The 22,780-nt window shown below is 63.8% G+C and carries 17 protein-coding genes, 2 tRNA genes and 1 pseudogene; 5 read left to right on the top strand and 15 right to left on the bottom strand.

Annotated features, from left to right (window positions below):
• From LRH25_RS15885 to LRH25_RS15875, 3 genes and pseudogenes are all read right to left on the bottom strand, one after another.
• A pseudogene (locus tag LRH25_RS15885) lies at positions 1-2,087 on the bottom strand (hypothetical protein); the annotation flags it as partial.
• A 302-nt stretch (positions 2,088-2,389) separates the two neighbouring features.
• On the bottom strand, positions 2,390-3,373 hold the full coding sequence (locus LRH25_RS15880; protein ID WP_231011589.1) for an RHS repeat domain-containing protein: 984 nt from the start codon (positions 3,371-3,373) through the stop codon (positions 2,390-2,392).
• Between the two features lie 1,692 nt (positions 3,374-5,065).
• Positions 5,066-5,518, bottom strand: coding sequence for an RHS repeat domain-containing protein (locus LRH25_RS15875; RefSeq protein ID WP_231011588.1), 453 nt, complete (start codon positions 5,516-5,518; stop codon positions 5,066-5,068).
• 362 nt (positions 5,519-5,880) lie between these two features.
• Here LRH25_RS15875 and LRH25_RS15870 point away from each other — a divergent pair, with 362 nt between their 5' ends.
• The gene (locus LRH25_RS15870; RefSeq protein ID WP_141288330.1) at positions 5,881-6,687 is read left to right on the top strand and encodes a tyrosine-type recombinase/integrase; all 807 of its coding nucleotides are present in this window, start codon (positions 5,881-5,883) and stop codon (positions 6,685-6,687) included.
• A gap of 40 nt (positions 6,688-6,727) precedes the next feature.
• Here the strand turns inward: LRH25_RS15870 and LRH25_RS15865 are convergent.
• The 3 genes from LRH25_RS15865 to LRH25_RS15855 all read right to left on the bottom strand — a co-directional run bounded on the left by LRH25_RS15865 (position 6,728) and on the right by LRH25_RS15855 (position 9,104).
• Positions 6,728-6,804, bottom strand: a tRNA-Arg gene (locus LRH25_RS15865).
• A 153-nt stretch (positions 6,805-6,957) separates the two neighbouring features.
• Positions 6,958-7,980, bottom strand: coding sequence for a Bug family tripartite tricarboxylate transporter substrate binding protein (locus LRH25_RS15860; protein WP_231011587.1), 1,023 nt, complete (start codon positions 7,978-7,980; stop codon positions 6,958-6,960).
• Between the two features lie 188 nt (positions 7,981-8,168).
• Positions 8,169-9,104: an NAD(P)-dependent oxidoreductase gene (locus LRH25_RS15855; protein WP_231011586.1), complete on the bottom strand. Its 936-nt coding sequence runs from the start codon at positions 9,102-9,104 to the stop codon at positions 8,169-8,171.
• A 127-nt stretch (positions 9,105-9,231) separates the two neighbouring features.
• Here LRH25_RS15855 and LRH25_RS15850 point away from each other — a divergent pair, with 127 nt between their 5' ends.
• Complete coding sequence (locus LRH25_RS15850) at positions 9,232-9,573, top strand: hypothetical protein (protein ID WP_141288564.1); 342 nt, start codon at positions 9,232-9,234, stop codon at positions 9,571-9,573.
• Positions 9,574-9,865: 292 nt separating this feature from the next.
• Here the strand turns inward: LRH25_RS15850 and LRH25_RS15845 are convergent, their stop codons facing one another.
• Both LRH25_RS15845 and LRH25_RS15840 read right to left on the bottom strand, forming a co-directional pair.
• The gene (locus tag LRH25_RS15845; RefSeq protein WP_141288565.1) at positions 9,866-10,975 is read right to left on the bottom strand and encodes an NAD(P)-dependent alcohol dehydrogenase; all 1,110 of its coding nucleotides are present in this window, start codon (positions 10,973-10,975) and stop codon (positions 9,866-9,868) included.
• Between the two features lie 466 nt (positions 10,976-11,441).
• Positions 11,442-11,981 carry an isochorismatase family protein gene (locus tag LRH25_RS15840; RefSeq protein ID WP_231011583.1) on the bottom strand — a complete coding sequence of 180 codons (540 nt, stop codon included), beginning with the start codon at positions 11,979-11,981 and terminating at the stop codon, positions 11,442-11,444.
• Between the two features lie 205 nt (positions 11,982-12,186).
• Here LRH25_RS15840 and LRH25_RS15835 point away from each other — a divergent pair, with 205 nt between their 5' ends.
• Complete coding sequence (locus LRH25_RS15835) at positions 12,187-13,080, top strand: LysR family transcriptional regulator (protein WP_141288567.1); 894 nt, start codon at positions 12,187-12,189, stop codon at positions 13,078-13,080.
• Between the two features lie 316 nt (positions 13,081-13,396).
• Here LRH25_RS15835 and LRH25_RS15830 read toward each other — a convergent pair whose 3' ends face one another.
• Both LRH25_RS15830 and LRH25_RS15825 read right to left on the bottom strand, forming a co-directional pair.
• The gene (locus tag LRH25_RS15830; protein WP_141288568.1) at positions 13,397-14,179 is read right to left on the bottom strand and encodes an SDR family oxidoreductase; all 783 of its coding nucleotides are present in this window, start codon (positions 14,177-14,179) and stop codon (positions 13,397-13,399) included.
• On the bottom strand, positions 14,176-14,502 hold the full coding sequence (locus tag LRH25_RS15825) for a nuclear transport factor 2 family protein (protein WP_141288569.1): 327 nt from the start codon (positions 14,500-14,502) through the stop codon (positions 14,176-14,178). The genes LRH25_RS15830 and LRH25_RS15825 overlap by 4 nt, the downstream gene beginning before the upstream one ends.
• Positions 14,503-14,624: 122 nt before the next feature.
• Between LRH25_RS15825 and LRH25_RS15820 the strand changes: the two genes are divergently transcribed.
• On the top strand, positions 14,625-14,951 hold the full coding sequence (locus tag LRH25_RS15820; RefSeq protein WP_141288570.1) for a winged helix-turn-helix transcriptional regulator: 327 nt from the start codon (positions 14,625-14,627) through the stop codon (positions 14,949-14,951).
• Positions 14,952-15,406: 455 nt separating this feature from the next.
• On the opposite strand, the gene LRH25_RS15815 is transcribed toward LRH25_RS15820, so the two are convergent.
• The 5 genes from LRH25_RS15815 to hemC all read right to left on the bottom strand — a co-directional run bounded on the left by LRH25_RS15815 (position 15,407) and on the right by hemC (position 19,799).
• Positions 15,407-15,483 (bottom strand) — tRNA-Arg (locus LRH25_RS15815).
• Between the two features lie 33 nt (positions 15,484-15,516).
• Complete coding sequence (locus LRH25_RS15810; protein ID WP_231011580.1) at positions 15,517-16,752, bottom strand: heme biosynthesis HemY N-terminal domain-containing protein; 1,236 nt, start codon at positions 16,750-16,752, stop codon at positions 15,517-15,519.
• Between the two features lie 24 nt (positions 16,753-16,776).
• Positions 16,777-17,925, bottom strand: a complete 1,149-nt coding sequence (locus LRH25_RS15805) for a uroporphyrinogen-III C-methyltransferase (RefSeq protein WP_231011578.1) — start codon at positions 17,923-17,925, stop codon at positions 16,777-16,779.
• A 123-nt stretch (positions 17,926-18,048) separates the two neighbouring features.
• Positions 18,049-18,792, bottom strand: coding sequence for a uroporphyrinogen-III synthase (locus LRH25_RS15795; RefSeq protein ID WP_310742428.1), 744 nt, complete (start codon positions 18,790-18,792; stop codon positions 18,049-18,051).
• 26 nt (positions 18,793-18,818) lie between these two features.
• A complete protein-coding gene (hemC, locus tag LRH25_RS15790; protein ID WP_231011576.1) occupies positions 18,819-19,799 on the bottom strand; it encodes a hydroxymethylbilane synthase in 981 nt (326 codons plus the stop codon).
• A gap of 78 nt (positions 19,800-19,877) precedes the next feature.
• Here hemC and ppc point away from each other — a divergent pair, with 78 nt between their 5' ends.
• On the top strand, positions 19,878-22,724 hold the full coding sequence (gene ppc, locus LRH25_RS15785) for a phosphoenolpyruvate carboxylase (protein ID WP_141289929.1): 2,847 nt from the start codon (positions 19,878-19,880) through the stop codon (positions 22,722-22,724).
• Positions 22,725-22,780: the final 56 nt, after the last annotated feature.

Below are 22,780 nucleotides of genomic sequence, written 5' to 3'. Positions count from 1 at the left end.
TGGGTCACGGTCTTGAGGTCCCCCAGGGTGTGGCCGCGGGCGGCTGCGCCTTCGCCGGTGAAGCTGGTGGCATCCCAGTATTCGTAGGTGGTCGCTTTGCCGCGCGGGTCGGTCTCGGTCAGCGCTTGGCCGTACTGGTTATACGTATAGCTCCACTTGCGCTTCTCGCCGAGCGCTGCGTTGAAGCCCAGGTTGCCCAGGGCGTCGGCCGTCGTGTGTTCATAGCGTCGGCATACGACGGCAATCTTGCTGCCATCCGGAAGCAGGGGCGCGTCCGGCGCACACACAGGCGTTCCGCCCAGGATCGGATCTTGAACGCCGTTGTAAACCAGGGTTGTGATCTTGCCGGGTTCCGCCATTCGTGTTTTTAGATTCCACAATGGGTGCCATTGGGTAGTAATCTTCCGCTGCGGCATATCAGCAGGCAGCCCAACTGGGACGGAATACGCTGCGACATCCGTCGGACAGGTGTCGGATGTTCCTAGCCCCTCTACCCTTACCGTCTCCAAATTCCGACTGGTGTCGTACGCCATGCAGCTCCGCTTGCCTGAGAAGTCAAGACGGTTAACGATATTTGAGTTTGCGTCATAGACCAGCTGACTATCAGCCGCAGCGCAGCCACTGCCCCCCGGCTGAGTTCTGCTGACCGGCAAACCGTCATTATTGAACGTAATGTCAATATTGGAATTCAATGGACTGTTGACATGTACGACACCAGACAAACCCATGTCCAAATTTCTAGGATCGTCAATTTTCCACCGCTCGACGCCGTCACCATGAAACGTGTCAGCAGCCCTGGAATCGATATACTTGTAGGTAGCAAAGCGCTTACCGTCCTCATCGACAACCCCGGTCAACAAGTTAGCGCTCGGAGCACGATACCAGTCCCCAGAAACATGCTCCGGTTCGTTCCAGTAATAATTTTTTGTATTTAGATCGGGATAAATTACAGAAGAAGGCACAACGCCAGAGGATCCCGTCGTCGGATCAATCACACCAGAGGATGGGGTACTTCGGTGCGAGTAATTGACGACAGCCCCATTCGGTAGCACAATGTTTTGCACTTGATTTAAATCATTGCGACCGATGAACAATTGCCGGCCATAAATGTCTTCAATACTGCTCGCCAAGCCGGAATCGCTTGACATATATTTAGGATAAATCCGCCCGCCACCAGCGGGTGCGACTTCGACCAAGCGAGAAGATGCATCGAATACTTTTTGAAGATTTGTGCCAAGGTCAGTCAGCACCCACGATCCGTCAGCGCGAGGTCCGAGCAACCGTTGAAACCATTCACCATGAACCGATTGCCAGCCATCATTTACCTTAACAAATGAAATCCCTACTCCGCCTGCACCAACTGGGCTCGCGTACGATGGATCTTCGGAAAGATATTTAAAGCAATCCTCCGCAGCAGGGTTATCTACCACCCCCCGTTTACAGCCACGCGGCTGCCAATAGGACCATCGCCCGGACACTCCTGGCGCAACGAACGTATGTTCGAAATTAAACTGAAACTGACCGGTTTTACTTGAATAGTCCCTACTTATTGTCAATAACCCCTTAGGATCGTCGAAGTCGATCTCCGTTTGAATTTTGGAGGCATCGCCCGCAGATATTGGATTGCCAAACCTATCCGATGCACAACGCTGGCAAGCTTGCGTTTGTATTTCTCGTGTGCATATTGGCTGGCCGTCGGTAGTGGCGCCAGTACGATAGCCTTCCGGACAATACCATCCAGTGAGCGTCGAACTCGTATCAATTTGATCATGGCTGGAGTCAGTCCAAGTATCATACCAATGATCCATTACACACTTGCGTACCGGCTCTCCCCAAATGTTTCCCCCATCGCCACCGTCACAAGGAGTGGATCCTAGTACGTTAACGACATAACGCCCATTGCCAAATTGGCTTATCAAAGAAACAGAGCTTTGCTCCGCCTTCTCTCTGTCGAAGAAATTGGTGCTGCCCGTGTAATCCTTATACCACACATTTGCCTTCAAAATCTCCATCCGAGAATAGGCGAGCACTTGTGGACAGAAAGCAAAAAATGCCATAAAGAAAAGAATTCTATTTGTTTTTTTCATCACGCCCTCCAGGGTGGTTGAGATTTTGAAAAATTACTTGTATATGCCGGTTACGGCCTATAGATAGGGTAGATCTCATGCATGGATATATCCATAATCGCTACGCGCGCACGATCCAAAACCGCAATGGCTCTGCCCAAAGCCCCATGCATATCACGCCGGAGCGACCACGATTCGCCCTGCGCGAGCAGGGCGCACGGCGTGAGTGAAAGGACCGGTCATCTGATCAATCTTCCGACCATTCGCCGGCATGATCGTTTTGCTTGTCATGGGTTTCCTCCGCGTGTGATTGTTGGGGCGGCTCATTGCAAGCCGGAGACGCTTTGCATGCGTCCGAGTGCGTCATAGGTCCGGGTGACCGTGCGCACCAGCGTGCGGGTGGCCACGTCGGTGCCCTTGAAGTAGCTCTCGGTGAGCCGGTTGCCGGCGTTGTCGAGCTCGTAGTGCTCGCTGTTGCCGTCCGAGCTGCTCACGTCGGTGAGGCGGTGCGCGTCGTCGTAGGTGTTGAGGGTCCAGCTGCCGTCTGGCTGCGTGACTTGCTTGAGCAGGCCGGTGGCGTAGTAGTCGTAGCTGGTGACCAGCCCGGTGCCGCCGCCTGCCGGGGTCTGGGTGAGCTTGCTCAGCCAGCCTCGCACGTGGTACTCCCGGCTCTCCGTGCTGCCGTTGGGCAGCACGGTGGTGAGCACTTGGCCGAGCTTGTTGTACTCGGTGTACTGGGTCTTGAGGGGGTTGGCGGTGCTGGGGCCCTGGGTCACGGTCTTGAGGTCCCCCAGGGTGTGGCCGCGGGCGGCTGCGCCTTCTCCGGTGAAGCTGGTGGGTTCGGTCCAGTATTCGTAGGTGGTGGCCTTGCCGCGCGGGTCGGTCTCGGTGAGGACCTGGCCGTACTGGTTGTAGCTGTAGCTCCAGCTGCGGGTGTCGGTCACGGTGGCGTTGGCCGCACTCAGGTTGCCCAGCGTGTCGGTGGTGGCCTGCTCGTAGCGCTTGCAGACCACGGCGATCTTGCTGCCGTCAGGCAGTGCTGGCGCGCTGGGGGCGCAGTTCAGTTTGGGGTGCGCCGGGTCCACCAGGTCGGTCTGGTCGTTGTAGACCGTGGTGGTGATCAGGTTGGGCTCGACCACCTGGGTCTGCAGGTTCCACTGCGGGTGCCACTGGGTGCTGATCTTGCGCTGGGGCTTGGCCGGGCCGACGATGGTCGCGGTGTAGCTGGCCACGTCCGCCGGGCAGGTGTCGGCTGACTTGAGGCCTTCCACCCGCACCGTCTCCCGGTTGCTGCTGTCGTAGGCCATGCAGCTTCGGTTGCCAGCGAAGTCGACTTTGCTGGTGACGTTGCCTTGGACGTCCAAAATGACACTACTCGTCGACGCAGCACAGCCTGACCCAGCTGGCTGGGTTCTCGTTTGAACATGTGGGTAGCCAAACACCGTGGACGAACCGAGCCCGATCGCCGATCCTTTTGGGTCAGTCAACGTCGGGCTGATGGGAGCTTGCCACTCGTGGTAGCGATAGATCATCTTCGCCGCCGAATCATAAACCTCCGTCACGATTGGTTGCGGAGCAGTGTCATAGGCAACGCTGTAGCGGTTCACTGAGCCGGCATGCTCCGTGGAAACTGCTCGCCCCTGCGCGTCATATCCAAATGTGGAGTACCGCCTCCCCTGCTCGTCGATAACCCCGGTCAAGGCCCAGGGCAGCGCAGGCAGCTCGTACACAAATTGACGCACACCGGTATCGGCCCAAGTGACCAACGAAAGGTTACCGCCGGCATCGTAGTTAACGAGCGTCGTTTGATCAGCAGAGTCAGTGATTTGGGTCACACGTCCGTCTGTGGCAGCAGCACCTCCCGGCGACAACGTGTATGAGAAGCTGAAATTTCTCCCAAAACTATCAGAAACCAGAATTAGGTACCCAGAGGCCGGCGCTATTGATGCAGGTGTTGTGGTATCGCTGTACGAGAAAGTTATATTTCTACCATCAGCATAGTTGATAACTGAAAGTCTGCCGAGGCCATCATAGCTCTCGACCGCCCCTGAGCTCATATCGGTATAACGATAGAGGCCAGAGACGAGGCTCAGCCGATCGGTGACATCGGCATCGCTGCTGATAGAGGTGCCATCGACTTGAAAGCTTACAATTCGACCATCCCCTCGATATGCCTGCACAATCACCTGATTCGGACTGGCCACGATTTTTCGGTGCGAGGTGCTAAACCATAGTGCACCAAACCCCGGAGCATCACCAAATGACTGAGCAGTTTTACCGTCGGCCTGCGCAACCATCTGTCTTGAACTGTCGTAAGTAAGTTTGAGCGATTGATGCCCAAGTTCCAGACCCATATCCACCGACTCTCGCTTGGAGCCAGTGAGAGGATATATTGGATTACCGGCTCCGTCACCACAAGCAGGTGGCTTGTTGCCACGTTGAATGTCCTTAATTGGCACACAGACATGATCTTGCCCTACAAGCCGCGTGTCTACGGGACACGAAATCCACGAGACCGCATATGAACCAGTGCATGGATATATATTAGGATCATTGTTTCGCGTATAGCCCCCACCCCACGGTCCGGTAGTTGATACAGGCGGATTTGGCTCCGAGCCACTCCAAAAACAGCTCGCGTTCAAGCCCTGCGTTGCCGATAGATATGCATTGACTTTCTGCTCAGAGAAGGCGCGAACTTCGCCCCAATTGCCATTCATCGCTTCTCCGTTAAAGCTGTAGCTCCAGAATTGCGCCTCGGCGGCGGGACAAAACAATGCCGCCGAAATCCCTAGCAAAAATATATGGCCATAGAAAATTTCTTTTTTGCAAACACTGGCCTTCATTGCATTCGAGAATTTCGAATTCTGCAAGCTGACATCTTCATGTTTCATCATTTCCCTCCCTGCTATCGCCTCTATGCTAGTGATGGCCATTCACGTGGCACCTCTGTTGCACATTCGTCAGTTAGTCGATCATTAGAAACCTTCAATGGGCGTCACTCATTGCATCCCTGAGACGCTTTGCATGCGTCCCAATGCGTCATAGGTGCGCGTGACCGTCTTGACCAAGACCTTGGTGGCCGGGTCGGTGCCCTTGTAGTAGCTCTCGGTGAGCCGGTTGCCGGCGTTGTCGAGTTCGTAGTGCTCGCTGTTGCCGTCCGAGCTGCTCACGTCGGTGAGTCGGTGGGCGTCGTCATAGGTGTTGAGCACCCAGCTGCCATCAGGCTGCGTGACTTGCTTGAGCAAGCCGGTGGCGTAGTAGTCGTAGCTGGTGACCAGCCCGGTGCCGCCGCCGGCCGGGGTCGGGGTGAGCTTGGTCCACCAGCCGCGCAGGTGGTACTCCCGGCTCTCGGTGCTGCCGCTGGGCAGCAGGGCGAGGGGGCGGCTGGCCGTTCTCTCTTGCGTGCTGCGAGGCTCGCAAGGGGACCGCATCTCTGAAAATCTCTCATTCATGGCTCTTCCCAGAGCCATGGCAGATTGCACCGAACAGCCCGTGGACCAACTACGCAAGTCAAGCTCGCGTGCTTGATCATCGAAGCATCGCTTCGATGTACTGGATCGCTCAGTCTCCTCCCTGCGAAGACTCTTCTTGTTTGATTGCTGGATACCTCGGTCCAGAAGCACTTTACAGCAGGGGCACTTGGCAAGTTTCCTTAAGTTTGAGGATGTTCCCCTCGGGTTGCGGGTTGCGACATTGAAGCATTGGCTCAACACAGCGCTGGCTCAAGGCCCCGAGTTCGACACCAACTTCTGTCCGGCCAACCTTGATCGTGTCTGCAAGGCTGGAAGCCGGGCGAAAGCACAAGACTGTGAACTTGGCGTTGGGACTGGTCCGACACATCCTGAATCTGGCCAGCAAGAGCTGGCGTGATCAGGATGGCAGGACCTGGCTGGAGCATGCACCGGCGATCACGCTGCTGCCCCTGACCGGGCATCAACGCGAGCCGAGGCCGATCACGTGGGCGAAGCAAAGAGCGCTGCTCCCGTTGCTGCCGGCACATCTGGCTCGAATGGCACTGTTCAAGCTGAATACCGGCGTTCGAGACGACGTGGTGTGCAGCCTGCGCTGGGAATGGGAGATCCGTGTGCCGGAGCTGGGCGTGTCGGTTTTTGAGGTGCCACGTGAGCACGTCAAAGGCCGCAGGCGCTCACGGGTGCTGGTCTGCAACAGTGTGGCTCAGTCGATCCTCGAGTCCGTGCAAGGGCAACACAAGGAATTCGTCTTCGTGTGGCGTCGTGAACGAGTGAAGAGGCTGGACAAAGAACCGGTGATGGTCTACCAGCCTGTGCGGGCGATGAACAACACTGCGTGGCAGAACGCGCGCAAGAAGGCCGGGCAGGGGGACCTGCATGTGCACGACCTGCGGCACACCGTCGGCATGCGATTGCGTGAAGCCGGTGTGCCGGAGGGCACGATCGCGGACATCCTGTGGCACAGCAAGCAAACCATGACCCAGCACTACAGCGTGGCGCAGATCGTCGAAATACATGCGGCGCCGGAGAAGGTCAAGGAAGACAGCGGTCGCTGGAACCGCAGTCTGGCCATGCTGAAGAGGGAACAACGAGAGGGTCTGGGAGGGGCGACTCCCCCAAAAGTCCCCCAGGAAAGAAAAACGGGTTAGATGCCTTTGCATCTAACCCGTTGATCTAGAACCGAAGTTCTGGTGCGGCTGGCAGGATTCGAACCCACGACCCCTTGGTTCGTAGCCAAGTACTCTATCCAACTGAGCTACAGCCGCTTGCTGTTCGCTGAAGCTAGCAGTATATGCCGGATTAAACTTGCCGCGCAAGTGTTCGGCCGAAAAATTTGGGCACCTCGGCTGGGCGCCCCTCTGACGCCCCGGAGCGTACTGCCGCGACGCTGGCCAGACGGAGGCAGCGCCCACGAAACCTCACTGCGCCGTGACCTTGGCGGTGCGCACCACGCGGCCCCATTTCACGATGTCCGAATCGATCAGCTTCGCGAACTGCTCTGGCGTGCTCTGCAAGGGCTCCACGCCCAGCCTGGCGAACTGATCGCGCACATCGCTGCCCTGGGTGATGGCGGCGAGCTCACGGTTGAGCCGCAGCACCAGTTCGGGCGGCGTGGCTGCCGGCACCACGATGCCGAACCAGGACTCGGCCAGCAAGTCCGGCAGGCCCACCTCGGTGGCCGAAGGCACGTCCGGTGTCACAGGGGAGCGCTGCGCACTGGTGACCACCAGCCCGCGCAGCTTGCCCGCGCGGATCTGCGGCGCCAGGATGGCCACGGTGTCGGACGCCACCTGCACCTGGTTGCCCAGCAAGGCGGTGACGGCCTGCACGCTGCCGGCAAACGGCACGTGCAGCATGTCCACGCCGGCCTGTGCTTTCAGCAACTCGCCGGTCAGGTGGCAGGTCGTGCCATTGCCGCAGGAGGTGAAGGCCAGCGCGCCGGGTTGGCGCTTGGCTTCGGCGATCAGCTGCGGCAAGGTCTGGATGGGCGACGCGGCATTGACCGCGATGATGAACGCAGTCGACGCCACCAACCCCACCGGCGCGAAGCTCTTGACCGGGTCATAGGGCAGCTTGGCATGCAGCGCGGGGTTGATCGCGAGCTGGCCATTGGTTGCCAGCGACAAGGTGTAGCCGTCCGGCGCCGCCTGTGCAGCGGCCTGCGCCGCGACGATGGTGCCGGCGCCCGGCCGGTTCTCGACCACCACCGACTGCCCCAGGCGCTCACCCAGCTTGGCGGCCACCGCGCGGGCAATGACGTCGGCCGCGCCGCCAGGCGGGAATGGCACGATCAGGCGCAGCGGGCGGGCGGGCCAGGTGTCCGGTTGCGCCGCGGCAGGCTGGATGCCGAACGCCAGCAGCGCCAGCGCGCCGGCCAGGGCCAGCCGGCCCATTCGCCGCAGCGCAAAGCCTGGCGCCTTCTGCGGCGGGTTCAACAACAAGACGGCATCAACAAGGGAACGGGGGAAAACAGCAGTCACGCAACAGCTCCGGCCGCAGGCCAACGCTGCGGAATCGGAGCCACGTTACGGGCGCCAAACTTTCGTGGGAACTGATATTTATCGCCATCATCATGCGGGTTGCGCATGATGATGCGCCGACAAAATTGCGCGACCAAGCTCCGGGAGACTTACCGCGGCCCGGCCAGCAGTGCCAGCACTTTGCCGGTGACCAGCTCGCAGACGCGGCGCTCCGAATCCGCGGTCAGCCCGGCGATGTGCGGCGTGAGCAACAGGTTCGGCGGCGGCTCGGCGAAGGTGGAGCCGGCGGGCAAGGGTTCGGTGTCGAAAACGTCCAGTGCCGCGCCGTGCAGCCGGCCGGCGCGCAGCGCGTCCAGCAGCGCGGTGGTGTCCACCACGCCACCGCGCGCGGTGTTGATCAGCACCGCGTCGGGCTTCATGCGGGCCAACTGCTCGGCGCCGATCAGGCCGCGGGTCTCGGGTGTCAAAGGCAGGTGCAGGCTCAGCACGTCGCTCTGCGCCAGCATCTCGTCCAGCGACAGCAAGGGCACGCCGGCCAACTCGGGCAGGTGCTCGTCCGGCGCGCCCGTCGCCGAGGCGATCACCCGCATGCCGATGCCTTGCGCCAGGCTCGCGGTGAGCTGGCCGATGGAGCCGAAACCGATGATGCCGATCACCGCACCGGCAATCTCGCGGCCCTGGCTGGCAGGGCCGCGCGGCCAGCGCCCGGCCGCCACATCCGCGGTCGCGGTGTAGCTGCCCAGGCGGCGCAGCACCATCGCGGTGGTCAGCACGTATTCGGCGACCGAGCGCGCATTCGCGCCTACCGCCGGTATGACCTCGATGCCACGCGCGCGGCAGGTGTCGAGGTCAATGTTGTCCAGCCCCACACCCAGGCGGCCGACCACGCGGCAACGCGACAGCGTCGCCAGCAGCGGGCCGCGCACCTGCGTGCGGTTGCGCACGATGAGCGCATCGGCTTCTGGCGCTGCGGCCAGCAGGTCGGCCGGGCGGTCGACCAGGCCGGGTTCATAGCGCACGTCATGCGCAGCTTGCAGGCGCGCCACCGACTCGGCGTGCATGGCTTCGGGAATCAGGATCTTCATGGGCATCAGGCAGCGGGACAGCGGCCCCTGAATAAACGCGCAAGTATCGCGAGCCTGCCGCCATGCCTTCAGCACAAAACAGGATATCGATCCTAGGAATCCGAATGACGGATCCCGAAACCGCCGCGTGGTCATCGTGCGCCAGCGCATTCGCGGCGGCATTGCCCGGGAGAGGCGCCTGGACGGCAAGCAACTGCGGCTGGACCTGGCCGGCCCGAGCGTGCACGAGGGCAACCGGCTGTGGGAGTACGCGCTGCTGGTCACAGACGTGGCCTACCCGCTGGAGTCGGTCGGTCAGTTGTACCGCGACCGCGCCGACGCGGAGAACGCCTTCGACGAAACGGCTGATCGCCAACATCAGTGCGGCTTTGCAGCACGTCAAGGCAGCTGCGGAGCAGTTCAAGGGCCTAGACCGCTGTCCCGGTGCGAGCCCGGGCATGCGTGGCCGCAAAAGGCGCCCGCTCTTTGAACCAGCTACGGGATGGATCATGCAGACCGGGCGGCCTGCAGGACCCGGTCCCGTCGAGCACTCGCAACGTATGGAGAGCTTGTGCCCCATGAGGGCACACCTTGCCGGATGGCCTGCCTTCAGACGTGAGGCAGACAACCTCTCGTGAAGCATCGCCCGATGCTTCGTCGCCACCTCGTCGGTCAGGTTCTCTCCGGTCGCACGGGTAGTGAACGGTGACGAGGTGTCGTCGAAGGCAAGCCCATCAGCTCGCAGCAAGTTGTACCCAAGGCGGGTGGAACTGTTGGGTGCCCTATGAAGTCATGCGAAGGATTGGCTTGATGACCTCGCCTCGAGCGCTGTCGGCGAAGGCTTCGTTGATCTTCTCGAACGGGTAGTAGCGAACAAGCCGATCAAACGGAAAGCGCCCCGACCGATACAGCCGGATCAATTCTGGAATGAACAGCTGCGGCACGGCGTCGCCTTGAATGATGAAGCGAACGAGCGCTCCAGGGCTCAGCTTTAGTAGCTCGACGACACCATGTGGACCTGGAGCGACAAACCCGATCTGACCGAGCGTGGCCAGACCTTTCAACGCATGCGCCAGCATCTCGCTGCGGCCACTGGTCTCGAATACATAATTCACGCCTCTGCCGGTGATCGCACGCAGCGCTTCGCCCACATCCTGCTCCATCGGATTGATCGTGTGCGTGGCACCGAGTTCACGGGCTAGCGTGAGTCGGGCCTCGTTGACGTCGACCGCGATGATCGCCCTAGCCGCGATGGCGTTGGCCGCCATGATCGCGGCCAGGCCCACAGCTCCGACCCCGAACACGGCGAGGGTTTCGCCCGCCGTCATCTTGAAGGTGTTGAGCACCGCGCCGGCACCGGTCTGCAATCCGCAGCCCAGCGGAGCGAGCAATTCCAGAGGCATATCCACGGGAACCTTCACAGTATTGCGCTCGGTGGTCAGCGCATAGGTCGCGAAGGAGGACTGTCCGAAGAAGTGGCCACGCACAGCCGGGGCCTGCGAGCCGGCCGGGCGATGCACACCGATCGTGCCGTCCAGCCGCGCGCCCGAGAAGTTCACCTCGGCTTGGTGATCGCAGTAGGGAGAGTGCGCCTTCAGGCACGGTTGGCAGTGGCCGCACGCCTGATAGGAAAGCACGACGTGATCGCCAGGCTTGAGCGACGTGACGGCAACCCCCACTCGTTCGACGATACCGGAACCCTCGTGGCCGAGCACGATGGGCAGCGCAGTTGGCAGCCGCTGATGCCAGACATGCGCGTCGGTCTGGCAGACGCCGCAGGCGACAATACGAACGAGCACCTCATCGGCGCGAGGCTCGTCCAGTTCCAGGTCCTGAATCTGGAACGGCTCGCCCTTGGCTTCGGCGACAGCAGCACTGATCTTGATGCTCATGTGAAGATGTCCTAGGACACGTGTTTACGCCAGCCGTTCGGCACTGTTTCGCGGGCGGTCCGTTGGTGAATACAAGTCGCGAGCCACCGCAATCCGTTTCTTCGGAGTTCAAAGATCCGCATCAAGCGCAGACCGCCCAGGCAGCCTGCATCGCGGTCTCGGCTTCGAACTCGTAGGCGCTTGCTATCACCATCGTTCTGCCGTGACCCCACCTGGCCGATGGGCCGACACCAAAGATGCTTCGGGGCGAGTCGGGGATGCGAGCGCCATAGTCTTGGGATCGCTGAACTGCTGCAGGGAGTAACCACGGATCCCGATGCTAGTTCTCGGCGATCGCATGGGAGGCCGAAAGCTCACCCCGAAGCTGCACAGCCAAGGCCTGCATGTCGAGCTTTACTGCGACGGTTCCTCCCCCACAGTGACAAGAAGTCGCCCTGGAGGCGACCTGTGAGGTCAGACCTCGCGACTAGCGGTACCCGAGGATCGGCACCAGCTTTGCACCAAGCGGGCTTGTCCAATCCACCGCCAGTTCGGAGACGATCATGTCCACGGTCGTGATGATGGCGCCGGCCTGCTCCATGCGGCGCAGGGAGATGTCATCGCCGTACTTCGTGTAGGAAGCCGAAGCGTCAGCCGACACCTGTACTTCGTAACCCTCATCGAGCATCTGCAGGACCGGGAAGGTAATGCAGATCTCGGTGGTGACACCGGCGACGAACAGCTTCTTGCGACCGGTGGCTTTGACGGCCTTGTTGAACCCATCGTGATGCATGGCATTGACGATGCCGGGGCGCTTGATGCGCACGGCATACTCTTCCGGCAGGATGGCCTGCAGTTCCGAAACCAGCGGGCCCTGGACCTGGTCTTCCATGCTGGACGTCAGCACGATCGGAATTCCCGCGGCCTTGCCGATCCGCGCCAGTTTGAGGGCATTCTGCAGGACCAGGTTGATGTCGTGGGAGTGGGTCCAGGCCATCGTGCCGACCTGATGGTCGATCAGCAGCATGGCGGAGTTCTCGGGCGTGAATACTTTCTTGTGCATCGCGATTGACTTCCGTTTCGGTGGAGACCATCGACCACGTCGGTTGGTCTGGATTGGCTTTGAAATCCGTTCGTCGGCCCCTTGATGGCTCGACGGCGTTGAGTTTGCTTCACACGCTCTGTTCGAGAAAGCCGCAAAATGCCAGCCAAATTGTTCAAATGAATCGAACATGCCAGTCGTTGGAACACCCTCGCTTGATCAGTTGCAAGTGCTCATCGCCGTTGTGCGCGAAGGCAGCTTCGCGGCCGCGGGGCGCAGGCTTCACCGCGCGACATCTGCGATCAGCTATTCAATATCCTCGCTGGAGACGCAGCTCGGACTGGAACTCTTTGATCGAACCAACGCGCGCCGCCCGAAGTTGACCAGCGCCGGCGAGACAGTGCTCGCCAAGGCCCGATCGGTAAGCAGTGGTGTGAGCGATATCAAAGCGCGCGTGGCAAGCATCCGGCAGGGTCTGGAAGCTGAGATCTCAATGGTGGTCGACGTGATGTTCCCCACGCAGAGATTGGTTGATGCCGTGCGAGCTTTTGAAGAGAAATTCCCGACCGTGACGCTGCACCTGAATCTGGAAGCATTGGGCGCAGTCTCCCAGTTGGTGCAGCGTGGCGTCGCGCGGCTGGGGATCGGCGGAATCCATCACTCCGACACCACGGGCTTCGAAGTCGTTTCAGTGGGCCAGGTCGAGATGATTCCCGTCGCGACGCCGACGCATGCCTTGGCAGGCGTGGACAGCAACGTTGTCGGCGCGGCGAAGCGACACCGTCAGCTGGTCTTGCGCGTGCGCGAAGCGTTTCAACCGGGACCCGACGTTGCCGTCTACGCGGCGGACACGTGGTCAATGTCGGATCTGGGTGCCAAGCATGCGTTGCTGTTGGCGGGATTGGGCTGGGGATACATGCCCGAGCCCGCGGTTCGCCAGGATATCGTCGACGGGCGATTGGTTCGTCTGAAGGTTCCCGAATCCCTCGGGGGCTTCTACCTGTTTCAAGCCATGTACCGCCCCGACACGCCGCCCGGCCCTGCCGGCGCTTGGTTGATCCAGACGCTGGTCGAACACGCCTGATGCTTTGGAGGCTTGCGCCGGCATGTCGCTGCTCGCCGTCGGGGTACCCGTTCTGGCCATCCGAGGCGGCACCTACCGCCTTCTTCTCGAAGATGACAAGCTCTGTCCTGCAGTTCGAGCGCCTTCAGGACCTTGGCCTTGATCGCCAGCGCCACGGCCTTCGGCCCGTTCCGACCGCCGCAATCTTCTCTGGAGCTCAGGAACTTGTTCGCGCCGACCGAACTTTGACCCAACACGGCGCTTCGTTGGAACCCGTCTTCGAGGGCGCCCACGCGGTGCCCTCGGACAGGTGCGGCAGCTTCGAGCGCTGCGCGCACTAGGCCGTGGGAACGGTACCGCCGTCGATCACATACTCCGCGCCGGTGATCGATGCGGCGCGCGGCGAGACCAGGAACGTGATCAGGTCGGAAACCTCCTGAGGCTGCGCGGGGCGTCCGAGCGGGATGCCTCCCAGGGAATCCATGATGATCTTCTTCCCGCCCTCGTAGTCGGTCCCGGCATGATCCGCCAGACGCTGGGCGGCACGAACGGCCGCCTCGGTTTCGATCCAGCCTGGCGACACGCGCACCACACGGATGCCCTTGGGCGAGACTTCCTTCGACAGGCTCTTGCTGTAGGTCGACAGCGCCGCCTTGGCCGCCGCGTAGGCGGTGGTGGACTCCGGCAACGGCAGCTCGTGCTGGATGGAGGTGACGTGGATCACGACGCCGGATCCCCGCTTGATCATGGATGGAAGCAACGCCCTGTCGATGCGCACGGCAGCCATCAGGTTCTGCGTGATCGCGGTGTCCCACTCGGCATCGGTCAAAGCTGCGAACCCGCCGCCCGGCGCGCTCGAACCGCCAAGGACGTTGACGATGACGTCGATGCCACCGAGACGCTCAAGCGCAGCCTTGGCGACCGCCTGGCATCCCTCAGCCGTCATCAGATCGGCGGCCAGATAGATCACGCGGTCGGGAGCCGAGTCCGGAACCGATCGCGCCGTGGCCACGACGGTCATGCCGGCATTGCGCAAGGACTCTACGAGGGCCGCGCCAACACCCTTGGTGCCGCCAGTGACGAGCGCTGTGCGCCCGGAGAGTTCCAGGTCGAAGCTCACAGCGTGATCTCCAGTGACGCAATCTTGGCGCCATCGAGGCCGAAGGAAAACCGCAGATCAACGGGACTGCCAGGAAAGTTGCCCGTGACGTGGCCCGTGACGACGGTCTTGCCAGCCACTTCCTCAGCAGCAAGAGGCTCGATGGTGTAGGTGTACTTCTTCGATGAGCCGCCCTTCCATTCCTTGATGGCCGCCGAACCCATGTAGGTGCGGCCTTCGTCTTTGACAACGGCGTTGTCGGTGAAGCACTGGACCGCGGCGTCGGGGTCAACGCGATCGGACGAGAAGTAATCGGTGATGGGTTTCGGTAGATCCAGAGACATGCAGCCAGCTCCTGTGTACGTGGGCGGATCACCGTGGGCAATCCGAATTGATGGGCTGCAAGAATAGGGGTGGGCTATAAAATAGCAAGTACATACATAAAAGTAAGGTACATACCAACTGTATGAGTAAAGAATGGACACCCACAACGGCCGCCGATGGCGTCGAGCAGGCGCTGAAGGTGCTTGAGGGCAAGTGGAAGCTCGTGATCCTGTTCCACCTGTTCGGCGGCAAATTGCTGCGCTTCTCCGAGCTCGAAAGGGCCATCCCGGCCATCACTCAGAAGATGCTGATCCAGCAGTTGCGCCAGATGGAACTGGATGGAGTCGTGCGGCGGATCGTCCATCACCAGGTGCCGCCGAAGGTCGAATACGGACTGACCGATTGGGGCCAGGCACTCTGCCCCGCGCTTGATGCGCTGCTCAAATGGGCATCGCTGAGAGAAGGCTGACTCGAACCGCCCATGGTCGGGACCGACCGTGGGGGAGCGGAACCCCCCGGCGGTGATCGCACTTGCTCTGCGTTGCAGTCCGGTCGTCGGATACAGCGTCGTGACTGCTGGAAGCTCACACCGCGACAGGCGCGCCAAGGCGGCGTTCGGCGACTACCCCGCATCAGCCGATGCTGGCTGCATCGTGGCGGCCTACAACCTGGTGCGCATGCGCACGCTGGGACACGTCCGTCTGCAGGTAGCCGGATGAGTGGAAAAGAGACGCAAATGAGCCCGAAAAGGACCCGAATCGAGCCGGAAACAGTTCATCGGACCGAATCGGTGACCTGGATCACCAAAATTCGGTCAGCAACAGGGTCGGGGCGAGTGCCGGTACGCGGTATTTCAGCAACCTGCTAGCAGTCCAGAAAGACTAAAGGGTCAGCAGGCGCTAACCCACTGACCCTCGTCGACTTTGGTGCGGCTGGCAGGATTCGAACCCACGACCCCTTGGTTCGTAGCCAAGTACTCTATCCAACTGAGCTACAGCCGCTGATAGTTCGGTGAATTATGACATATCCGGTCATCAATCCAGTGCCGCGGCGCGCTGGTCGCAGTTGCTGGCGACCAGTTCGTCACCTTCCTGGCGCGCGATGCGGGCCAGCGTGCGCAGGCCCAGCCGGCGCACCGGCGTGCTGAGGCTTTCGGCGCTGGCGGTCTGTTCCAGCAGCCGGCGCGCCTTGCCCCACAGCTGGCGTTGCGCAAAGGCCATGCCGGCTGCGGCCACCACGGCTGGCTCGCGACCATGCTGGGCCAGCACGGCTTCCACCGTCGGCAACCACTGGCTGCCCAGGCCGTCGGCGCAGAACACCAGGGCCAGCGCCAGTTGTTCGCGGGCTTCGACGTCCAGCTTGTGCGCCTGCTCCCAGGCCGGCATCAGCCAGGACTGGGCCAAGGTCAGGTGGCCGAGCTTCGCGGCGCGCTGCGCGGCGCGGGCGACCACCCAGGCGTCGCGCCGGTCGGCGTCGTCCAGGCCCTGCCAGACGCGCTTCAGCTGACCCTCGTCGAAGGCCTGGTCCAGCGCCTCGAAAGCCAAAGAGCGCAGCAGCGACTGGGCGGCGACCGACGAGAAGCCCTGGTGTTTGGCCAGCAGGCGCGCGGTCTGCAGCGCCTCCAGCGGCTTGCGGCGCTGGCGCGCAGCCTGCAGCTTCAGGCGCAAGGCCTGGGTGCGGCGCGCCACGCCAGGTGGCAGCTCACCGAGCAAGGCCATGCCGCGGCCAGCGTCGCGATCGTCCAGCGCCCATTCGGCCGCCAGCAGCAGGATGCCTTCGGATGCGCTGCCCGAACTGGCACGGGCCTGCGCGGCGGTCACACGGTCGTCGCGGCCCTTCTTGTCCTGCAGATGGTGCTGCCCGGTGGCGGCCAACAGGTGCGCCAGGATGGTGAACTCGCGGTCGTCCTTCAGCGAAGGCACGTCGACCTGCAGGTCCAGCGCGCGCTGGGCCGCACGGTGGGCGCGGGCGTAGCGTGCGGCAAACAGCTCGGCCTGAGCCTCGCGCAGCGCCGCCTGCGCGGCCCGTTCGCGCTTCAGTGCGCGCCATTCGCGAGCCCGCAAAGGCAGGCTGAGCAGCGACTGGATCGCCTGCAGGCTGCCGAACAGCACGAACACCGTCGCCGCCATGCCCAGCAGGAACAGGTTGAGCGACATGTCCAGCCGCCACTCACCGTAGAACAGCGAGACCAGCGCGTCATTGCGCCCCAACGCTGCCGCTGCGACCACCGCCGCGACAAACAACAACACCAGCCAGATCACCGAACGCATGCAGCTTCCGTTTCCGTTCGGCGCTCAGCGGCCCGCGGCCGCGGCTGCAAGTGCGGCCAGCGTGTCGTCAGGCCGCGGCAGCACGACCTGATGGCTCTGGCTGGCCACCTGGCGCACCAGTTCCTGCGCAGAATTCACACGGCGCGAGCTGCTGTCGAAATAGCGGTCCAGCGACTGCTGGGCCTGGTTCAGGTCGGTCTGCGCCTGGTCGAACTGGCGCGACAGCAGTGCCAGCCGCGCATTCAGCAGCCGCAGCTTCAGGTTCTCGCGCAGGAAAAAAGCCTGCTCGGGTGCGATCAGCATTGCCTCGGGCTGCTTGATCTGCGTGACCCGCACCAGTCCGCGCACCTCGCCCCAGATGTCTCCACCGACGCGGGTCCAGGCCTGCCACCATGGCGCGTTGCCCCAGGGCAGCGTGAAGCCAGTGGCGCTGGCGGACGCCGGCGCCGATCCGGCGGCGACGGCCGAAGCGCCCGCAGCGGGCGCGACCGAGCGAGTCGCCGAGCGGCGTTCCGGGGTTGACAGCAGCGGCAGCTCGTCGACCAGGCGCACCGCTTCGTCCAGGCGGATCGACAGCGAAGGCAGGTCGACCAGCGCCACCGAGCGCACCCGGTCCAGGTCGCGCGCGACTGCGCGCCGCACCCGCTCCAGCCGCGGCTGGTTGTAGCGCGCCAGCCGCTCGTCAGCCTGCTTCAGCACGGCGACCAGCGGCTCGGCGCTGCCGGTGATGGCGGCCTGCTGCTGGGCCACGCGCAGCGCGGCTTCCACGTCGGCGACCACGCTTTCGTCGCGCGAGCGCGACAGCGAAGAAATCAGCTCCTCGACCTGGCTGCGCTGCAGCGCGGACTCGGCCACGCGCGCCTCCAGCAGCGAGAGCTTGCTGGCGGTTTCCACCGCCGTGTCATGCGCCTGCTTGGACAGCAGCCTGGCCTCGGTCACCTGCTCCTGGCTGGCCTGCTGGCGCTTGACCAGTTCGGGCTCCAGCGCCTTCAGGCGTTGCTGGGTGTTCCAGGCCAAGCCCAGGCCAACAGCGGCGGTGCCACCAAGGATCAGCACCAGCCACGGCAACCAGCCGGGCGTGCGGGCCAGGGGCACGGGTCCCGCTGCAGGCGAAAGCGCCGGCAACACGACGCTGGCCGCGTCGGACGCCTCGGAAGGGGGGGTGTCAGGCATGTTCACCATGTGAAGATCATTGTATAGACGCACCCTGCGTGCCCTGAGCCGGCGACGCAGCGGCGCCACAGCCAACACCGTGGAAAGCCCCGCGGCATCCCATGACTGAAGGGACCACGCCGCTCAGGCCAGCACCTGCTCGACCACCGCCCGCCAGCCCGGCCGCACCGGCAACACCGTGCCAAAGCCCAGCGCCCGCGCCCGCGCCTCGATGCGGGGATGCGAGGCCAGGGCGATGGCCTTGGCCCAATCCGCCTGCGGCAACAGGCGAGACAGATGCTCGATGCCCTCGGAGCTGCTGAGCAGCCAGCGCGCCTGCGCCGGCTCGGCCAGCGCCCGATGCGCAATCGCCAGCTGGGCCGGGTTCCAGTCGGGCACCAGCCTGGCATAGGACTGCACGAAGTCCACCACGGCGCCAGCCTGCGCCAGCGTGGTGGCGAACCAGTCGCGCCCGCCATCGCCGCGCACGACCCAGACCGGCCGGCCCTGCCAGTCCTGCGCGCGGAGCTGTTCCCACAGCGCTTCGGAATCGAACTGCGCCGCGGACTCGTCCGGCGCGGTGATGCAGTCCACCGGCACGCCGGCTGCGCACAGCGCGGCCACCGTGCCGGGCCCGGTGGCCGCGGCCTGCACGCCAGCCGGCCAGCTCGCACCGGGCGGCAGGCAGGCGAAAAACTGCAGCGCTGCGTTGGGGCTGACAAACATCAGCAAGGCGCCCGCAGACAAGCCGGCAAACACCTCACGCACCCGCGCTGGCGCTGGCGCGCCGGCAATGCCCATCAAGGGCAAGGCTTCGGCCTCGACCTGATGGCTGCGCAGCCGCGCCACCCATTCCGAGGCCTGTGGCTCGGGACGGGTGACCAGCACCCGGCAAACGGCAGGTCGCGTCGGGCTCACGCCGGCATCGCCAGGTAGGCCTCGCCCCCCGCGTCGCGCAGCAGCTGCGCCGCCTGCTGCCCCAACGCTTCGGCTGCGGCCACGTCGGGCACCGCGCCATCCACCGCCGCCTTCAGCAGCGGCTGCAGCGGGTCGACTGCATGGCCCAGCGCCACACTCATCGCCAGCCGCCCGGCGCTGACCACTGCATGCGCGGCCAGCGGCACGCTGCAGCTGCCGCCGAGTGCACGCGACACGGCCCGCTCGGCATGCGCCGCCAGCCAGGTCGGCCCGTGGCCCAGCTGCGCCACGGCGCCGACCAGCGCGTCCGCACTCTCGCGCAGTTCCAGGCCCAGCGCGCCCTGGCCGGCACAGGGAATCATTTGCTCGACGCTGAAGAACGAGCGGATGCGCTCGCCCAGGCCCAGGCGTTTCAGGCCGGCTGCAGCCAGCACGATGGCGTCGTAGCCGCCGTCATCCAGCTTGCGCAGCCGGGTGTCCAGGTTGCCGCGCAGCGGTTCGATGCGCAGGTCCGGCCGCAAGGCCAGCAGTTGCACCACGCGGCGCAGGCTGGAGGTGCCGACACAAGCCCCCTGCGGCAAGGCCTGCAGGTCGGCAAAGTGATTCGACACGAAGGCATCACGCGGATCCTCGCGCGCCAGCACGGCCGCCAGCACAAAGCCCTCGGGCAGCTCCATCGGCAGGTCCTTCAGCGAATGCACCGCCAGGTGCGCCTCGCCGCGTGCCATGGCCAGCTCCAGTTCCTTGACGAACAAGCCCTTGCCGCCAACCTTGGACAGGCTGCGGTCCAGGATCTGGTCGCCGCGCGTGGTCATGCCCAGCAGGCTGGCCGGCAGACCCAGCTCGGTGGCCAGGCGATCCCGCACATGCTCGGCCTGCCACATCGCCAGCCGGCTTTCGCGGGTGGCGATGACCACCGGCGAAGGGATCGGTGCCGACACCGGCGGAAAGGTGGGCGAGGCAGGCGTGTGATTCATGCCGAAATTATCGCGCCGCCACGGGCAACTGATAGGATTGCGAATTGGTAATTCGGTTACACCATCCGGAGACTTTCGATGCCGCGTGCTGCCGCCCCCGCCAAGACCCCCATCGTGCGCCCGCCGCGCGCCGCATCTTCCAAGGTGGCGAAGCCATCTTCCAGTGATGCCACCGAGAAGAACAAGCCTTTGGTGGAGGATATTCGGTTACTTGGCCGAATCCTGGGGGATGTGATCCGCGAGCAGGAAGGCCGGCCGGCCTTCGACCTGATCGAACGGGTGCGCCAGCTCTCGGTGGCCTACCGGATCAAGAAGGACGCCAGCGCCGGGCGCGTGCTGGACCGGCTGTTGAAGAACCTGTCGGCCGACCAGACGGTCAGCGTGATCCGCGCCTTCAGCTACTTCTCGCACCTGGCCAACATTGCCGAGGACCGCCACCACGTGCGCCGGCGCATGTACCACGAGGCGGCAGGCACCCACCAGGAAGGCTCGCTGGCCCACTGCTTCGAGAAGCTCGCCCGTGCCGACCACCGCGCCGCCGACATTGCCGGCACGCTGGCCAAGGCCTACATCTCACCTGTGCTGACGGCCCACCCGACCGAAGTGCAGCGCAAGAGCATCCTGGACGCCGAGCGCGCCATTGCCGAGCTGATCAGCCAGCGCGACGAACTGCGCACCGACAGCGAGCGCCGGATCAACGAAGCACTGCTGACGGCCCGCGTGACCCAGCTCTGGCAGACGCGCATGCTGCGCTACGCCAAGCTGACGGTGGCCGACGAGATCGAGAACGCGCTGTCGTACTACCACGCCACCTTCCTGCGCCAGATCCCGCGCATGTATGCCGAGGTCGAGGAAGCGCTGCCCGGCCATGAAGTGGCGCCCTTCTTCCGCATGGGCAACTGGATTGGCGGCGACCGCGATGGCAACCCGAACGTCAGCGCCGAGACGCTGCGCCTGGCGCTCTCGCGCCAGTCCGAAACCGCGCTGCGCCACTACCTGACCGAAGTGCACACGCTGGGCGCCGAGCTGTCGATCTCGCAGATGCTGGCGCCGGTCTCGGCCGAGATGATCGCGCTGGCCGACAGCTCGCCCGACAAGAGCCCGCACCGCGAGGACGAGCCCTACCGCCGCGCGCTGACCGGCATCTACGCCCGGCTGGCCGCCACGCTGCACGAGCTGACCGGCACCGAGGCGCTGCGCCATGCCGTGGCACCGCAGGACCCGTACCGCGCGCCGGAAGACTTCCTGGCCGACCTGCGGGTGATCGAGCGCTCGCTGCGCTCCCATCACGCCGGTGCGCTGATCGGCCCGCGCCTGGCGCCGCTGATGCGCGCGGTGCAGGTCTTCGGTTTCCACCTGGCCACCGTGGACCTGCGCCAGAGCTCGGACCAGCACGAAGCGGTGATTGGCGAGCTGCTGCGCGTGGCGCGCATCGAACCCGACTACAGCGCGCTCGACGAAACCGCCCGCCGCGAGTTGCTGCTGCGCCTGCTGAACGAAGCCCGCAGCCTGCGCGTGCGCGGCGTGGACTACAGCGAATGGGCGCAGCGCGAGCTGGCCATCTTCGAGGCCGCGGTCGAAGGCCGGCGCCGCTACGGCAAGCTGGCCATCCGCCACTACATCATCTCGCACACCGAGGACGTGTCCGACCTGCTGGAAGTGCTGCTGCTGCAGAAGGAATGCGGGCTGATGCGCGGCCTGCTCAGCGAAGAGGCGCATGCCGACCTGATCGTCTCGCCGCTGTTCGAGACGATTGGCGACCTGCGCAATGCCGGCACCATCATGCAGCAGTTCTACGCGTTGCCCGGCATTGCCGCGCTGGTCGCCAGGGGCGGTGGCGAACAGGATGTGATGCTGGGCTATTCGGACAGCAACAAGGACGGCGGCTTCTTCACCAGCAACTGGGAGCTTTACCGCGCCGAGATTGCGCTGGTCGAGATGTTCGCCCCCTTGGAGGCCGAGCACGGCATCCAGCTGCGGTTGTTCCATGGGCGCGGCGGCACGGTCGGCCGGGGCGGTGGCCCGAGCTACCAGGCCATCCTGGCCCAGCCGCCCGGCACCGTGGGCGGGCAGATCCGCCTGACCGAGCAGGGCGAGGTCATCAACTCCAAGTACGCCAACCCCGAGATCGGCCGGCGCAACCTGGAAACCCTGGTCGCCGCGACACTGGAAGCCACGCTGCTGCACCCGACCAAGGCCGCCCCCAAGGCCTTCCTGGAGGCCGCCGAGCAGCTCAGCCAGGGCAGCATGGCGGCCTATCGCGCGCTGGTCTACGAGACACCAGGCTTCACCGACTACTTCTTCTCCGCCACGCCCATCCGCGAGATCGCCGAGCTGAACATCGGCTCGCGCCCGGCCTCGCGCAAGGCATCCCGCGCCATCGAGGACCTGCGCGCCATTCCCTGGGGCTTCTCCTGGGGCCAGTGCCGCGTGGCGCTGCCGGGCTGGTGCGGCTTCGGCTCGGCTGTCGAGCAGTTCCTGGGCGAAGACAAGAAGCAGCGGGCCGCGCGGCTGGAGCTGCTGCAGCGCATGCACCGCCAGTGGCCGTTCTTCCGCACGCTGCTGTCCAACCTGGACATGGTGCTGGCCAAGAGCGACCTGCGCATTGCCTCGCGCTATGTCGAGCTGGTCGAAGACAAGCGGCTGGGCAAGCGCATCTTCGCGGCCATCCGCGCCGAGTGGGACCTGACCTGCCAAGCGCTGGCCACCATCACCGGTGACGGGCAGCCGCTGCAGTCCAACCCCAGCCTGGCCCGCTCGATCGAACACCGCTTCCCCTACCTGGACCCGCTGAACCATTTGCAGGTGGAACTGATGCGCCGCTACCGCAAGCGCCGCGAAGGCGATCCGGCCAACGAGCGGCTGCAGCGCGGCATCCACATCTCGATCAACGGGGTTGCAGCAGGCCTCCGAAACACGGGTTGATCTTGATCCGTTCGCACTGAGCCTGTCGAAGTGCCCGCGTCGCCGTGACGCGCTGG

The sequence above is a fragment of the Ideonella azotifigens genome, assembly GCF_021043325.1.
GTDB classification, from domain to species: domain Bacteria; phylum Pseudomonadota; class Gammaproteobacteria; order Burkholderiales; family Burkholderiaceae_C; genus Ideonella; species Ideonella azotifigens.
The sequence above is the reverse complement of the archived record's forward strand: the minus strand, read 5'-3'. Positions and strand labels throughout refer to the sequence as shown.

Coding starts and splice junctions, on each gene's coding strand:
- LRH25_RS15880 (WP_231011589.1), bottom strand. CDS start 3,373: ATGGCCTACGACAGCAGCAACCGGGAGACGGTGCGGGTGGAAGGCCTC.
- LRH25_RS15875 (WP_231011588.1), bottom strand. CDS start 5,518: ATGAATGAGAGATTTTCAGAGATGCGGTCCCCTTGCGAGCCTCGCAGC.
- LRH25_RS15855 (WP_231011586.1), bottom strand. CDS start 9,104: ATGAAGATCCTGATTCCCGAAGCCATGCACGCCGAGTCGGTGGCGCGC.
- LRH25_RS15845 (WP_141288565.1), bottom strand. CDS start 10,975: ATGAGCATCAAGATCAGTGCTGCTGTCGCCGAAGCCAAGGGCGAGCCG.
- LRH25_RS15840 (WP_231011583.1), bottom strand. CDS start 11,981: ATGCTGCTGATCGACCATCAGGTCGGCACGATGGCCTGGACCCACTCC.
- LRH25_RS15835 (WP_141288567.1), top strand. CDS start 12,187: ATGCCAGTCGTTGGAACACCCTCGCTTGATCAGTTGCAAGTGCTCATC.
- LRH25_RS15825 (WP_141288569.1), bottom strand. CDS start 14,502: ATGTCTCTGGATCTACCGAAACCCATCACCGATTACTTCTCGTCCGAT.
- LRH25_RS15820 (WP_141288570.1), top strand. CDS start 14,625: ATGAGTAAAGAATGGACACCCACAACGGCCGCCGATGGCGTCGAGCAG.
- LRH25_RS15810 (WP_231011580.1), bottom strand. CDS start 16,752: ATGCGTTCGGTGATCTGGCTGGTGTTGTTGTTTGTCGCGGCGGTGGTC.
- LRH25_RS15805 (WP_231011578.1), bottom strand. CDS start 17,925: ATGCCTGACACCCCCCCTTCCGAGGCGTCCGACGCGGCCAGCGTCGTG.
- hemC (WP_231011576.1), bottom strand. CDS start 19,799: ATGAATCACACGCCTGCCTCGCCCACCTTTCCGCCGGTGTCGGCACCG.
- ppc (WP_141289929.1), top strand. CDS start 19,878: ATGCCGCGTGCTGCCGCCCCCGCCAAGACCCCCATCGTGCGCCCGCCG.